12 protein-coding genes are annotated in these 13,166 nt (G+C 71.3%); 5 read left to right on the forward strand and 7 right to left on the reverse strand.

What is annotated here, in order from left to right:
- Window positions 1-4: 4 nt before the first annotated feature.
- From BUE48_RS06030 to BUE48_RS06045, 4 genes are all read right to left on the reverse strand, one after another.
- On the reverse strand, window positions 5-1,333 hold the full coding sequence (locus BUE48_RS06030; protein ID WP_286989235.1) for a hypothetical protein: 1,329 nt from the start codon (window positions 1,331-1,333) through the stop codon (window positions 5-7).
- A gap of 323 nt (window positions 1,334-1,656) precedes the next feature.
- Window positions 1,657-2,157, reverse strand: coding sequence for a peptidylprolyl isomerase (locus BUE48_RS06035; protein WP_286989237.1), 501 nt, complete (start codon window positions 2,155-2,157; stop codon window positions 1,657-1,659).
- 21 nt (window positions 2,158-2,178) lie between these two features.
- Window positions 2,179-3,033 (reverse strand): DoxX family protein, encoded by an 855-nt coding sequence (locus BUE48_RS06040; RefSeq protein WP_286989239.1) that lies wholly within the window; start codon window positions 3,031-3,033, stop codon window positions 2,179-2,181.
- Between the two features lie 270 nt (window positions 3,034-3,303).
- Window positions 3,304-4,146 (reverse strand): PHP domain-containing protein, encoded by an 843-nt coding sequence (locus BUE48_RS06045; RefSeq protein ID WP_012851587.1) that lies wholly within the window; start codon window positions 4,144-4,146, stop codon window positions 3,304-3,306.
- A 241-nt stretch (window positions 4,147-4,387) separates the two neighbouring features.
- Between BUE48_RS06045 and BUE48_RS06050 the strand changes: the two genes are divergently transcribed.
- Together BUE48_RS06050 and BUE48_RS06055 are read left to right on the forward strand one after the other, a co-directional pair.
- Window positions 4,388-6,166: a SpoIVB peptidase S55 domain-containing protein gene (locus BUE48_RS06050; protein WP_286989240.1), complete on the forward strand. Its 1,779-nt coding sequence runs from the start codon at window positions 4,388-4,390 to the stop codon at window positions 6,164-6,166.
- Window positions 6,167-6,287: 121 nt separating this feature from the next.
- Window positions 6,288-7,052 (forward strand): MerR family transcriptional regulator, encoded by a 765-nt coding sequence (locus BUE48_RS06055; RefSeq protein ID WP_012851589.1) that lies wholly within the window; start codon window positions 6,288-6,290, stop codon window positions 7,050-7,052.
- A gap of 91 nt (window positions 7,053-7,143) precedes the next feature.
- Here BUE48_RS06055 and BUE48_RS06060 read toward each other — a convergent pair whose 3' ends face one another.
- Window positions 7,144-7,899: an SDR family oxidoreductase gene (locus BUE48_RS06060; protein WP_041439346.1), complete on the reverse strand. Its 756-nt coding sequence runs from the start codon at window positions 7,897-7,899 to the stop codon at window positions 7,144-7,146.
- A 261-nt stretch (window positions 7,900-8,160) separates the two neighbouring features.
- On the opposite strand from BUE48_RS06060, the gene BUE48_RS06065 reads away from it, so the two are divergent.
- The gene (locus BUE48_RS06065; RefSeq protein WP_286989243.1) at window positions 8,161-8,592 is read left to right on the forward strand and encodes an SRPBCC family protein; all 432 of its coding nucleotides are present in this window, start codon (window positions 8,161-8,163) and stop codon (window positions 8,590-8,592) included.
- An 18-nt stretch (window positions 8,593-8,610) separates the two neighbouring features.
- Here BUE48_RS06065 and BUE48_RS06070 read toward each other — a convergent pair whose 3' ends face one another.
- Both BUE48_RS06070 and BUE48_RS06075 read right to left on the reverse strand, forming a co-directional pair.
- Window positions 8,611-9,948, reverse strand: coding sequence for a YihY/virulence factor BrkB family protein (locus tag BUE48_RS06070; RefSeq protein WP_286989244.1), 1,338 nt, complete (start codon window positions 9,946-9,948; stop codon window positions 8,611-8,613).
- On the reverse strand, window positions 9,945-10,211 hold the full coding sequence (locus BUE48_RS06075; protein ID WP_012851593.1) for a DUF4235 domain-containing protein: 267 nt from the start codon (window positions 10,209-10,211) through the stop codon (window positions 9,945-9,947). Before BUE48_RS06075 ends, BUE48_RS06070 begins: the two co-directional genes overlap by 4 nt.
- Before the next feature lie 242 nt (window positions 10,212-10,453).
- Here BUE48_RS06075 and BUE48_RS06080 point away from each other — a divergent pair, with 242 nt between their 5' ends.
- Window positions 10,454-12,253: an acyl-CoA dehydrogenase gene (locus BUE48_RS06080; RefSeq protein ID WP_286989247.1), complete on the forward strand. Its 1,800-nt coding sequence runs from the start codon at window positions 10,454-10,456 to the stop codon at window positions 12,251-12,253.
- A gap of 102 nt (window positions 12,254-12,355) precedes the next feature.
- Window positions 12,356-13,123 carry an enoyl-CoA hydratase-related protein gene (locus BUE48_RS06085; RefSeq protein WP_012851595.1) on the forward strand — a complete coding sequence of 256 codons (768 nt, stop codon included), beginning with the start codon at window positions 12,356-12,358 and terminating at the stop codon, window positions 13,121-13,123.
- Window positions 13,124-13,166 lie beyond the last annotated feature (43 nt).

A 13,166-nucleotide genomic window follows, 5' to 3' on the forward strand; every position in this document is an offset into this window, starting at 1 on the left:
AAGGTCAGCGGTGCTTGACGCGAGTGCGCTGCCGGCGGGCACGCTGGGCCCTGGTGGGGTTCTCGCCGAGCAGTGCGGCGAAGACGATCTCACGGCTGCCCGCGTGGCTGGCCCTGATCTGCGCTTGGACGATCTCGGTGGCCCTGCCGGTGCTTCCGATCCACCCGTCCTGGACCAGGCCGCTGAAGGTGGTGTTGTCCAGGTAGCGAGGGACCGTCTGGTAGCCGAACCTGAGGCCGCCCCTGCTGCCCCGCAAAGGCGAGTGAGGGGCGTTGAGGAGCTGGTCGAAGTAGGCGCGAGGCAGATACATGCCCTGTACGAGCTCATCCGTGCGGGGGATGGTGCTCTCGGCCCGGCAGAGCTTGAACCAGCACGGGTCGGAGTGCAGCCGGTAGGCGTCGTTCTCGTCGGTCACCTTCTCGCACATGGCGGCAACATCGCGCATGCGGGCCAGCTCTTTTTCGAGGTTGTCCCTGTCTCGCGCGGGATAGTACGACCAGTCGCCGTCCTTTTTGATCAGCTTCTTGTACTGCACCAGTACGGTGCTCTGCCGAGACTCATTCAGATAAATGAGATCGACGCCCAAAGTCGCCTCGGCAGGCTTGCGGTTCACATTGCCGATGAGCAATCGCTGGCCGTTTTTGGTATAGACCCGCCACCCGTGGTGGGAGGTGTCTTGGCCGAGCCAGTCCCGGAATCGGCGGGCATCGTGTGCGATCAGGTCGTCTTCCAGGGCCACCCCCTCGGGGAGACCGTCGAGGAACGAGGGGGCGTCCGGCGCCTCCAGGTCGGCGGGCGGGGTCCACAGCTCCAGCGGTTCGCGGGAGAAGCCGGCCATCTGCAAGACCAACCCCACCGCGTCCCTGACCAGGCCGACCTGCTCCCCGCGGGGGCCGCGGATCTGCACCGGAGGCTCCGGCTCACTGAGGCGGTCGAGGATCGCTCCCCATTCCGGACGCATCTCCAGCAGTACGGACAGCAGCTCCCGGCCCGCCTGATCAGGCAGTGTCCTCTCACCCTCGAGGTGCTTGCGCACATAGGGCGGCACCCGTTCGCCCAGCACGTCCATGGGGCAAGGGCCGGGCAGCTCCTCCACTCCGGTCACTGACAGCTCACGGAGCACCGTCCCCCGCCAGGACCCCTTCCGCAGGGAACCGGCATGAGTGATCATCGGCCGTGCCGCGGGGCTGGTGACGATGAGCACGACATCCCGCCCCTTCCAGTTATCGGTCGGCCGGGCGGTCACCCATCCCTTGGCCGATGCGTTTGGATCTGCCGACTTCTCCCAGAGGAGCTTCTCCTCATCCCGATTGCACCGGAGGATCGCGACCATGCCCGCAATGCTAGGCTGACGTCCGCAGCTCGGTGAAATCTTTTGGTGGCCGACTACAGACGTCCCTGCCGCTCTTAAAACGCGGACATTGGAGCATTGAAAGTGATGCTTGTGGTGTGTCGTCGGCTGAGTCCCGAGATTCAACGCCGTTCCCAACGCCGCCTGCGGAAGAATTGCGCCTCAAATGACTAGAGGTGGTTCACGGAGGCGTCCCGCCCGCAGCCGGCCTGGGTGTACGGCTTCCGTTTTCTACGGACTCTGATGACGGCCCCTCCGGTGCCGGGCCTGCAGGCGGTAGGGCCCCGGGAAGCACCGGCGGGTGGTCAGCCGCTGGTGATGTGGAACCGCTCGATGGTGAGGGATTTGCGGGGGCGGCCGTCGGTGGTGTCCAGGCCGCTGTCTACGGCTACTCCCGCCTCGGCGATGTCGTCGATGATGTCCAGGCCGGAGGTGACGTGGCCAAGGACGGTGTAGTTGGGGGCAAGGTCGCAGTAGCCGCAGACGATGAGGAGCTGGCTGCTGTTGGTATCGGGGCCAGAGTTGGCCGTGGCGACGGTGCCCCTGGTGTAGTGGACGCCGGTGAGGTTCTCGTCCGCGAAGTGATAGCCCGGGCCGCCTCTGCCGCTGCCGGTGGGGTCACCGCACTGCAGCACCTTGAGCGCGGTGGGGGCGGTCAGGCGGTGGCATTCGGCGCCGTCGAAGTAGAAGCGGCCGGCCAGGTGGATCATCGAGTCGACCGCGCAGGGGGCCTTGACGGCGTCCAAGCTCATGGTGATGGTGGCCTGACCGGGCTGGCAGCCGATGGACGGGACGGGGATCCCCACGTCCTGGTTTGCGCGGCGGGGTCAGGAAGGTAGGGGTAGGGGCCGCCGATGTTGTGCGCCTGCTCGCCCGGTGCGGCGCCGCCGCCCGCCGTGGGCCCGGCGGGGTCTGGGCTGCTTGAGCGGCCGTTGCCGTTCCGTCGAGGACGAGGAAGGCGGCTGCGCCGCCGAGCAGCGGGGCGGCGGTGAGGCCTGCGGCCGCGAGCACTTACAGAAGATGACTGCGCGGGGCCGGAGGGACGGGTGGTGGGGGAGGAGACTGCGGGGCGGGAGGCGGCATCGCAGCCGCAGGTGAACCTGCCGCAGCGGAGGCGCCTGCGGCGAACAGATCCTGGTGCCTGCCGCCGCTGAGCAGAGCGGTGAACACCTGCTCGGCGATGGGGCGTCGTGCCGGATCCTTGCCCAGGCAGGCGGCGACCAGGTCGCGCAGCAGGCCGGGGCCGGGCCGACGGGTTTTTGGGATTGCGCGACGCTGCGCGGGGCGCGGCTCACGAGCGCGTCCAGCGACCAGGGGCCGGGGCCCAGCACGGCGACCAGGAAGAAGGCCCAGCAGAACAGCGCCGCCGACTCGCCGTGGTTTTGCACCGGCAGCAGCGCCTCGGGCTGGTGGACCACGAAGTAGGCGTAGGCCATGGAGCCCGACGCCAGTGTGGCGCCGGCCCGGCTGAACAGGCCGATCATCACCAGGCCGCCGCAGACGACCTGGATGAGCGCCGCCCACCAGCTCGGCCAGGCCAGGAACTCCACCGCCCGGCCGGTGCCGCGGTTGCCGCCGAAGACCCCGAACATCGAGGCCGTCCCGTGGACCAGGAACATGAACCCGATCACCATGCGGAACAGCGACAGCACCGGACCGGAGAATCGATCCAGAAAGATCATCGCATCACCTCTCCACAAGGAGGGGGTTGGTGCAGGGATGAACCTTTTTCGGCACGTGTTCTCAAGTGCTGGAATGCAAGCCCCGCCCGGTGCCATGCCGTCCGGGCCCACCGTATCGCCGCCGGGCACGGCCGTGCCGTTGTCGGCCGCCGGAAGCGGCATGTTGAAAAAGGTTCGATGAAGTCGTGACCGAGGTGCGGGAATCGGTCCCGGCCCACTCGGCCGGCCGCGCTCGTCACGCCGTAGGCGGCGCCGGGCGCGCCCGGGGCCTCAGCCGATCGGGCGGGCGCCGGTCGCCTCCGCCAGCAGCCGCTCGTACACCTGCGGGGAGGTGGTCTCCCGGCCCAGCCGGTGCCCGGTCAGCTCGCCGTGGTCGTCGCTGGAGCCGGTGCAGGCCAGTCCCAGCTCGGCGGCCAGCGCGCGCAGCCGCCGGCGGGTGGGGGCGTCGTGGTCGGGATGGTCGACCTCCAGCCCGAACAGCCCCGCCTCGGCCAGTTCGGCCAGCCGCGCCCGGTCGATGAGCAGGCCCCCGCGGCCCGCCCCGGGGTGCGCCAGCACGGGGACGCCGCCCGCCGCGCGCACCAGGCGGATGGCGGTGACCACATCGAGGGCGTACCGCTCGGCGTAGGCGCGCCCGCCCGGGGCGATCCACTCGGGGGTGAACGCCTCCTCCACCCGGTCGATCACCCCGGCGGCGACCATGGCCCGCGCGATGTGGGGCCGTCCCACCGCGGCCCTGCCGGCCAGCGACCGCACTTGCTCCCAGGTGACGGGGACGCCCAGCTCGTTCAGCTTCTCGACCATCCGCCGCCCGCGCAGGGCGCGGGAGTCGCGGATGCGGGCGCACTCGGCCGCCAGGTCCGGGTGGGCCGGGTCGAACAGGTAGGCCAGCAGATGCACCCCCGTCGGCCCCAGCCGGCACGACAGTTCCATGCCGGGCACCAAGGTCAGTCCCGCGGGCAGCGCCTCGGCGGCCTCCCGCAGCCCGGCCACGGTGTCGTGGTCGGTCAGCGCCAGCACATCCAGCCCGGCCCGCCGGGCCCGCCGCACCACATCGGCCGGCGGCTGCGTCCCGTCCGAGGCGTTGCTGTGGCTGTGCAGGTCGATCCGCATCCTCCCGGCTCCCTCCCCAGACGGCCTCGTGGTCGTGGGCGCTCACGGTATCGGCGCAGGAAGAGCCCTTCCCTCCGCAGAACCAGGCGGCCAAAAGGCCAATTCTGCCCGACCACATGAGTAAACAACTCACAGTGACCACACTTGGACACTCGGTAAACAATCCTTCTCGATCCCGCGTCTGGTCAAGCGTCCGGCGACATGCGGGTCGCCGTCATCGAAAGGGGCTCCATTGCGGAAGTTGTCGAGATGCGCCGCGGTGTCGGCCGCCGCACTGGCGGTGGCCGCCTCCCCGGTGTTGTCGATTCCGGTCACGGCGCACGCGCAGGCCGCGCCCGCGGACTGCCCGGCGCCCTTCCCGATCGCCCAGGTGCGCGACGGGATGACCGGCTGGGGGCTGACGGTCAGCAAGGGGACCGCGCCCGAGCGTTTCACGGTGCGGGTGCAGGGCGTGCTCAAGGACGGCATCGCGCCGGGCGTCGACATGATCCTGGCCGAGGCCGACTCGCCCGCCCTCGACAAGGCGGGCGCCATCTGGGCGGGCATGTCGGGCTCGCCGGTCTACGCCCCCGACGGGCGGCTGCTGGGCGCGGTCGGCTACGGCTTCAGCGGAACCTCCAAGCTCGCCGGGATCACCCCCGCCAAGGCCATGTACGACCTGCTGAGCAAGCCGGACGCCGTCGCCGCCGCGCAGGCCGCCAAGAAGCGGGTGAAGCTGCCGGCCGCGCTGCAGCGCACCCTCACCTCGCGCGGCCTGGTGGACGCCGAGACCGCCTCCGCCGGGCTGTCGCGGCTGCCGATGCCGGTGGGGATCTCCGGGCTCGCGCAGCGGCGGATCGACGCGCTGAACAAGGCGGCCGAACGGCAAGGCGCCGAGGTCCGCTTCTACCGCGCCGGGGCCACCGGCGGGGCCGAGGGCCGGCCCGGCGCGATCGTGCCCGGCGGCAACTTCGGCGTGCTCGGCTCCTACGGCGCGGTCACCGGCGGGGGAATGGGCACCGTCACCGCGATCTGCGACGGCAAGGCGCTGGCCTTCGGGCATTCGGCCTTCTGGACGGGGGCGACCCGGCTGATCGCGACCGACGGCCACGCTCTGGCGGTGGTCCCCGACCCGGTCTTCGGGGCGTTCAAGCTGGCCAACTTCGGCGATGTCGCCGGCACGCTCACCCAGGACCGCCTCACCGGGATCGTCGCCGAGCTGGGCGCCGGACCGGCGGTGACGCCGGTGGTGTCGCGGACCACCGCCGGCGGCCGGACCCGCACCGATACCACTTACTTCGCCAATGGGGAGGAAGCGCCCGCCATCGCCGGGCTTCACCTCATGAGCGCCCTGGACCTGGCCCGTGACCGGTTCGCGGGCGGGAGCGTGACGGCCACCTGGACGGTGCGCGGCACCGTGGCCGGCAAGCCCTGGGAGATCACCCTGCCCAACCGCTACAGCGACCGCACGGACGTCAGCGAGGCGGCGGGGCTGGAAAGCGCCGCCCTGATCGGTGTCCTGGCCGACAGCCCCTACGCCGGGGTGCGCCTGACCGACCTGCGGCTGAACGTCACCGACCGCGGCGAGTACGGCCGGTACACCGTCGCCAAGCTGCTGGTGAAGCGCAACGGCAAGTGGACGGCGCTCAAGCCCGGCGGGGTGCTGCGGGCCACCGCCGGCAGGCAGGTGAAGGTCCGCATCAGGCTGACCGCCGCCCGGAGCCCCGTCAAGACGGTGGCCCTGACCTTCAAGGTCCCCAAGAAGGCCAAGGGCACCACCGGCAGGCTGTCGGTCAAGGGCGGACTGGCCCCCGCCGAAGAGGGTTTTGAGTGCTACCTCAACCCCGAGGAGTGCGGCGAGCAGATCGCCGCCGGCAGCTTCGCCGACCTGCTGAAGAAGCTGAAGGCCAAGCCGCGCAACGACCACCTGGTCGGCCGCCTGGTGCTCGGCTCCGGCAAGTCCAAGGTCGTGGTGGGCAACCGCAGGCTGCTGGACAAGATCGTGGGCGGCGAGATCTCGCTGCGGGTGCGGGTCCGCTGATCCGCATCGCCTTCCCTCCGGCCGTTCCGCTCTCCCGGCGGGACGGCCGGATTTTTCTCGCTCCGGCTTGACCCTCACGCAACGTCAGGCCCGAGCCTGGATCGCGGAAGGAGGGAATCCGATGGGTGGATACTCGGTCGGGCATGTGGCCAGGGCCGCCAAGGTGACCGTGCGGACGCTGCACCACTATGACCGGATCGGGCTGCTGAGGCCGAGCGGGCGGACCGCCGGCGGCTACCGCCGCTACAGCGACGCCGACCTGGAGCGGCTCCAGCAGATCTTGTTCTACCGGGAGCTCGGATTCCCGTTGGAGGAGATCGCCGAGATCCTCGACGACCCGAGGGCCGACCCGATGACGCACCTGCGCCGCCAGCGCGACCTGCTGGTGGGACGGATCGACCGGCTGCGCGCGATGGTCACGGCGATCGAACACGCCATGGAGGCGAGAAGAATGGGAATCTCGCTCACCCCCGAGGAGCGGTTCGAGGTCTTCGGCGACTTCGACCCCGAGGCGCACGCCGAGGAGGCCGCCGAGCGCTGGGGCGGCTACGACGCCTACCAGGCCTCGCAGCGCCGCACCGCCGCCTACACCAAGGCCGACTGGCAGCGCATCAAGGACGAGCAGGAGGCGATCTTGCGGGAGTTCGCCGCGGCGATGGCCGACGGCGCGCCGGCCACCGGCGAGCGGGCGATGGACCTGGCCGAGCGGCACCGCCGCAGCATCAGCGACAACTTCTACGAGTGCACCCCGCAGATGCACCGCGGGCTGGCCGAGCTCTACGTCGGCGACCCCCGCTTCACCGCCACCTACGAGCAGGTCGCCGAGGGCCTGGCGCAGTACGTCCACGACGCGGTCATCGCCAACGCCGACCGCAGCGAGGGCTGACATCCGGCCCGTGCGCGGGGACGCTCCCCGCACCCTCCGGCCGGGGCGGACGGTCATGCGGCCGAACGCCCCGGCGCCGTCGCGGCGCGGCTCAGCCGATGGTGTGGCCGCCGCTGACGACGATCCGTTCCCCGGTGATGTAGGCGGCCTCCTCCGAGGCCAGGAACGCCACGGCGGCGGCCACGTCCTCGGGCCTGCCGATCCTGCCCAGCGGCACGCCGGCGGTGTAGCCGGCCAGCTCCTCGGCGGTGGCGTCGGCGTGCCGCTCCACCGGGATCCAGCCGGGCGCCACCATGTTGACGGTGATCCCGAACGGGCCCAGCTCCCGCGCCCAGCACCGGGTCAGCCCGATCTGGGCGGCCTTGGCGGCGGTGTAGGCCGAGTACTCCGGCAGGGCCCGTTCGAACACGTCCGAGCCGATCTGGATGATCCGCCCGCCGCCGCGGGCCTTCATGCCGGGCAGCACCGCCTGGGCCAGCAGAGTCGGGCTTTTGACGAAGAACTCCAGCTGGTCCAGGTGGTCCCGCCAGGTGAGCTTCTCCAACGGGATCTCCGGCTGCGGCCCGGTGGCGTTGGCCACCAGCACCGCGATGCGCCCCAGCCGTTCGGTCACCTCCGCCACCAGCGCGGTGACCTGCTCTTCGTCGGTGACGTCGGCGCGGAAGGCCGCGGCGGTGCCGCCCGCCGCGCGGATGTCACCGGCCACCCGCTCGGCCCCTGCAGCGTCGGAGCGGTAGTTGACCGCCACCGCCCACCCGGCGGCGCCCAGCCGCCGTGCGATCGCCGCGCCCAGCCCGCGGGAGGCCCCGGTGACCAGGGCCACGTCCCTGCCCGTTGTCGCGTCCACGACCAAGATCTAAGGGCACTGCGCCAGGGGCGGGCAATAGCGGAATTTACGGCTATATGGGTCGGTGCCGGCGTCGGGTCTCCGTTTCGCCGCCGAGGGACGCCACGACCTGGGACGACGCGGGCGCCGCCGGAGCCCCGTTCCAGACCTTGCGGTCCCATGGCGGAAGGCTCATCGCCGCTGCGGGCGGCCGTTCCCGCCGGGCCCGGTTTGTCCCCGGACGTGCCGGGTAAAGCGGGCCGCGAACCGCAGGAGGGCGTCATGGAGTACGAGGCGAGCCGCACGATGCCGGCCGAAAGCAGGATCGTCTTCGACATCGCCGCCGACGTCGCGGCGATGAACCAGTGGCTGCCGGAGGAGGTCCGGGTGCACGAGGTCGCCCCGGGGCTGGCCGAGGCCGCAGGCAGCCTCGTCGATGTGCGCGAGGAACGCGACGGCATGCTGCTGGGCGCCCCCGAGCGGCTGCGGCTGGAGTGGGGCAGCCGGGACGGCCCGGACTACACCGGGTGGCTGCAGGTCACCGACCAGGGGGCGGGGACCAGCGAAGTGGTCGTCCACCTGTCTTTCCGCGGCCACCGCCCACCCGGCGAGGACGCCGGGCCAAACCGGGACGTCATGCAGCGGATGCTGGAGGACTCCCTGGAACGGCTCGCCGAGGAGGTCGGCCGCCGGGTGACCCAGCCGGGCTCCTGACCCGCCCCGGCAGGGGGCTCAGCCCAGCCGGTGCTCCTGGGACTCGACCTCCCGGCGCAGCTCCTCGGGGAACTTGCGGGTGTCGCGGGGCTGCACGTACGGCTCCCGGTCCGGTGGAAGACCCCGGGCGATGGCCCGCGCCCGCTGGAGTTCGGCGTTGAGCTCCACTCCCAGCAGCAGCGCGATATTGCTGATCCACAGCCAGACCAGGAAGATGATCACCCCGGCCAGGCTGCCGTAGGTCTTGTTGTAGCTGCCGAAGTTGGCCACGTAGAACGCAAAGCCCACCGAGGCCAGCAGCCACACCGCCAGCGCCAGCAGCCCGCCGGGCGTGACCCACGTGAAGCCGCGCTTGGCGTTGGGCGAGGCCCAGTACAGCAGCGCGAACAGGAAGGCGATCGCCACCAGCAGCACCGGCCACTTGGCGATGTTCCAGACCGTCACCGCCGCATCGCCCAGCCCCAGCAGGTCTCCGGCCTTGCGGGCCAGCGGCCCGGAGATCACCACCGCGATGGCCGAGGCCGACAGCAGCGTCAGCGACACCAGCGTCACCGCGATCCGGATCGGCAGGGTCTTCCAGATCGGCCGGCCCTCCGGCAGGTCGTAGATCGCGTTGGAGGCCCGCATGAAGGCGGCCACATACCCCGAGGCCGACCACACCGCCGCCACCAGGCCGATCACCGCCACCAGCCCGGCGGCGCCCGCCCCGCGCTGCAGCTCGGTCAGCGCGGTGGCCAGCACGTCGCGCACCGCGCCGGGCGCCAGGTCCCCGACGTTCCGGATGATCGACTCCGACAGCGAGGCGCCGCCCAGCCCGATCAGCGAGATGATCACCAGCATCGCCGGGAAGATCGACAGCACCGCGTAGTAGGTCAGCGCCGCCGCCCAGTCGGTGAGATTGTCCTCCTTGAACTCCCGGAACGTCCGCTTGAGCAGGTCCTTCCAGGAGGTTCGCGCCAGCGTTCCGGGCGAGGGATGCTCCTCGCGCCGGACACCGGACGCCTGCTCGCCGCCCTCCGGCCGCGGGGAGTCCCCCTGCGATTGCAGGGTGCCCTGCTCTGGTTGTGGGGCGTCTTGTTCCGGTTGTGAAGCGCCCTGTTCTGGCTGCAGGGCATCCCGCTTTGGCTGTGAGGCTTCCTGCTCTGCTCGTGGGGCGTTCTGCTCCGGTTGTGAAGCGCCCTGTTCTGGCCGCAGGACGTCCCGCTTCGGTTGTGAGGCGCCTTGCTCTGGTTGCGGGGCGTCCCGCTCTGGCTGTGAGGTTCCCTGCTCTGGGCGGGGGACGTCCTCTTCCGAGGGAGCGCGGGCGTTGCGTCCCTTGAGGTGCTTGTCCGCCCAGGTTTTGACGCGGCCGCTCATGGTCCCACCTCCGCCGGTTCCCGGCGGCGCTCGGCGGCCCGGCGCATGCTCTTGGCACTGGCCCGTTTGGTGGCCCCCTTGACCATCCCGGTGATCGCCCCGTGCACCGCCGCCGCGGCCAGCACCTCGATCCAGCCCCGGCTCAGGTCCTCGGCGTCGGGCGCCCGGTCCTCACCGGCGGCCAGTTTCCAGACCCGCTTGAACAGCATCCCGGCCAGCACGCTCCCCAGCACGCTGGTGATCAGCGACAGCACCTTGTACATCGGTCACTCACCTCGCCTGCGGCCGCATCGACGGCCCGGCATTGCCGTTCCCCGCGACACCGCCTTAAACCCGCGGCGGGCGGCCGGATACGCGTTCCGGGCGAGGGCTCCTGCGAGGCACCGCAGGCAGCGGCGTACGGTGTGCCTTGCGGACGAGTCGCCGAAGGCCCCACCGGCAAAAAGTCCGGAGCGGGGTGGTGGCCTGGACGCGCCCCTATCGTCCCGTCGAACCGAGGGAGCCGATGTCCTCCTTGCTGTTGTCCCGTCGCGACCTCGACTTTCTGCTGCACGAGTGGCTCGACGTCACCCGCCTGACCGCCCGCAAGCGTTTCGCCGAGCACTCCCGGGAGACCTTCGATGCGGTGCTGGAGCTCGGTGAGCGGATCGCCACCGACCACTTCGCCCCGCACAACAAGCTCGCCGACGCCCACGAGCCGCACCTGGACGCCGACGGCAGGGTGGTGATGATCCCGGAGGTGAAGCGGGCGCTGCGGGTCTTCGCCGAGGCGGGCCTGCTGGCCGGGGAGCTGGACGAGTCGCTGGGCGGGATGCAGCTGCCCACCGTGGTGTCCAAGGCGGTGCTGGCCTGGTTCCAGGCGGCCAACATCGGCACCGCCGCCTACCCCTTCCTCACCATCGCCAACGCCAACCTGCTGGTCGAGTACGGCACCCCCGAGCAGGTGGACACCTGGGTGCGGCCGATGGCGGCCGGGCGGTTCCTGGGCACCATGTGCCTGTCGGAGCCGCAGGCCGGCTCGTCCCTGGCCGACATCGCCACCCGCGCCGAGCCGCAGCCGGACGGCACCTACCGCCTCTACGGCACCAAGATGTGGATCTCGGCCGGCGAGCACGAGCTGAGCGAGAACATCGTCCACCTGGTGCTGGCCAAGATCCCCGGCGGGCCGCCCGGGGTGAAGGGCATCTCGCTGTTCATCGTCCCCAAGGTGCTGGTGAACGCCGACGGCTCGCTGGGGGAGCGCAACGACATCGCCCTGGTGGGCCTCAACCACAAGATGGGTTATCGCGGCACCGTCAACACGGTGCTGAACTTCGGGGAGGGCGCCCACACCCCCGGCGGCGCGCCCGGCGCTGTGGGGTACCTGGTCGGCGAGCCCCACAAGGGGCTGTCGTACATGTTCCACATGATGAACGAGGCGCGCATCGGGGTCGGCCTGGGCGCCGCCGCGCTGGGCTACACCGGCTACCTGCACTCCCTGGAGTACGCCAAGGTCCGCCTGCAGGGCCGTCCGCCCGCCGCCAAGGACCCCGCGCTCCCGCCGGTGCCGCTGATCGAGCACGCCGACGTGCGGCGGATGCTGCTGGCCCAGAAGGCCTACGTCGAGGGCGCCCTGGCCTTGGGCCTGTACTGCAGCCTGCTGGTGGACGACAGCAAGACCGCCGAGGACGCGGTGGCCCGCGACCGGGCCGCGCTGCTGCTGGACGTGCTCACCCCGATCGCCAAGAGCTGGCCGTCGCAGTGGTGCCTGGAGGCCAACTCCCTGGCCATTCAGGTGCACGGCGGGTACGGCTACACCCGCGAGTACAACGTGGAGCAGTTCTACCGGGACAACCGGCTCAACCCCATCCACGAGGGCACCCACGGCATCCAGGGGCTGGACCTGCTGGGCCGCAAGGTCGTCATGAAGAACGGCATGGGGCTGCGGGTGCTGGGCGAGACGATCTCGGCCACCGTCCAGTGCGCCATTGACCTGGGCGGCGAGACGGCCGAGATGGGCCGGGCGCTCCAGGACGCCTTCGAACGCCTGACCCTGGTCACGGCGCAGCTGTGGAGCGCGGGGGACCCGGCGGTCACGCTCGCCAACTCCTCGATCTACCTGGAGGCGGCCGGGCACATCGTGGTGGCCTGGATCTGGCTGGAGCAGGTGCTGGCCGCCCACGGCAAGGACGGCCCCTTCTATGCGGGCAAGCGGCAGGCGGCGCGGTACTTCTTCCGCTACGAGCTGCCCAAGACCGGCCCCCAGCTGGACCTGCTGGGCTCCCTGGACCGCACCACGCTGGAGATGGACCCCTCCTGGTTCTGAGCGGTCCGTCCGCCTGGAAGGCCCCTGCCGTCCGGACGGCGGGGGCACGGGCCGGTCACCGGCGACGAAAGAGCCTTGTCAGCACACAAGGGAGGGGAACCGATGAGCACGGCCGAGGAGCAGCCGGTCCTGCTGGAGATCGACCGGGGGATCGCCACGATCACGCTGAACGCCCCGGCCCGCCGCAACGCCCTGTCGGCGGCGGTGCGCACCGCGCTGGCCGAACGCCTGGCCGAGGCGGGCGCCGACGCCGGGGTGCGGGCGGTGGTGCTGACCGGCGCGGGCACGGTGTTCTGCGCCGGCGCCGACCTGAAGGAGATCGAATCCGGGGTGAGCGGCGGCCCGTCCATCCCCGAGCTGCTGACGGCCATCTTGGAGCTGCCCAAGCCGGTGGTGGCCAGCCTCAACGGCCCGGCCCGGGCCGGCGGGCTGGGCCTGGTGGCCGCCTGCGACCTGGCGGTGGCCCCCGACGATGTCACCTTCTCTTTCACCGAGGTCCGCATCGGTGTGGTGCCCGCCATGATCGCGGTGGTGTGCCGGGAGCGGATGGACCCCCGCGCCATGCAGCGCTACATGCTCACCGGGGAGACCTTCGACGCCGCCGAGGCCGCGCGCAGCGGCCTGATCACCGCCTGCTGCCCCCGGGAGGAGCTGGCGGAGACGGTCGAGGGGCTGCTGGCGGGTTTCCGGGCCGCCGAACCGGCCGCGCTGGCCCGCACCAAACGGCTGCTGGCCGAGCTGAACGGCATGCCGCGCGATGAGGCGTTCGTGCTGGCCGAGCAGGTCTCGGCGGAGTTCTTCGCCAGCCCCCAGGCGGCCGAGGGACGCCGCGCCTTCTTCGAAAAGCGCCCGCCGAGCTGGGCGCTGTAGCACTCCCGCAGGCCCCGGCGCGGCGGCTGCGCCGTGCCGGGAC

This window comes from Thermomonospora sp. CIF 1, from assembly GCF_001896795.1.
Taxonomy (GTDB): Bacteria; Actinomycetota; Actinomycetes; order Streptosporangiales; family Streptosporangiaceae; genus Thermomonospora; species Thermomonospora curvata.

Coding starts and splice junctions, on each gene's coding strand:
- BUE48_RS06030 (WP_286989235.1), bottom strand. CDS start 1,333: ATGGTCGCGATCCTCCGGTGCAATCGGGATGAGGAGAAGCTCCTCTGG.
- BUE48_RS06040 (WP_286989239.1), bottom strand. CDS start 3,033: ATGATCTTTCTGGATCGATTCTCCGGTCCGGTGCTGTCGCTGTTCCGC.
- BUE48_RS06045 (WP_012851587.1), bottom strand. CDS start 4,146: ATGCGGATCGACCTGCACAGCCACAGCAACGCCTCGGACGGGACGCAG.
- BUE48_RS06055 (WP_012851589.1), top strand. CDS start 6,288: ATGGGTGGATACTCGGTCGGGCATGTGGCCAGGGCCGCCAAGGTGACC.
- BUE48_RS06065 (WP_286989243.1), top strand. CDS start 8,161: ATGGAGTACGAGGCGAGCCGCACGATGCCGGCCGAAAGCAGGATCGTC.
- BUE48_RS06070 (WP_286989244.1), bottom strand. CDS start 9,948: ATGAGCGGCCGCGTCAAAACCTGGGCGGACAAGCACCTCAAGGGACGC.
- BUE48_RS06075 (WP_012851593.1), bottom strand. CDS start 10,211: ATGTACAAGGTGCTGTCGCTGATCACCAGCGTGCTGGGGAGCGTGCTG.
- BUE48_RS06080 (WP_286989247.1), top strand. CDS start 10,454: ATGTCCTCCTTGCTGTTGTCCCGTCGCGACCTCGACTTTCTGCTGCAC.
- BUE48_RS06085 (WP_012851595.1), top strand. CDS start 12,356: ATGAGCACGGCCGAGGAGCAGCCGGTCCTGCTGGAGATCGACCGGGGG.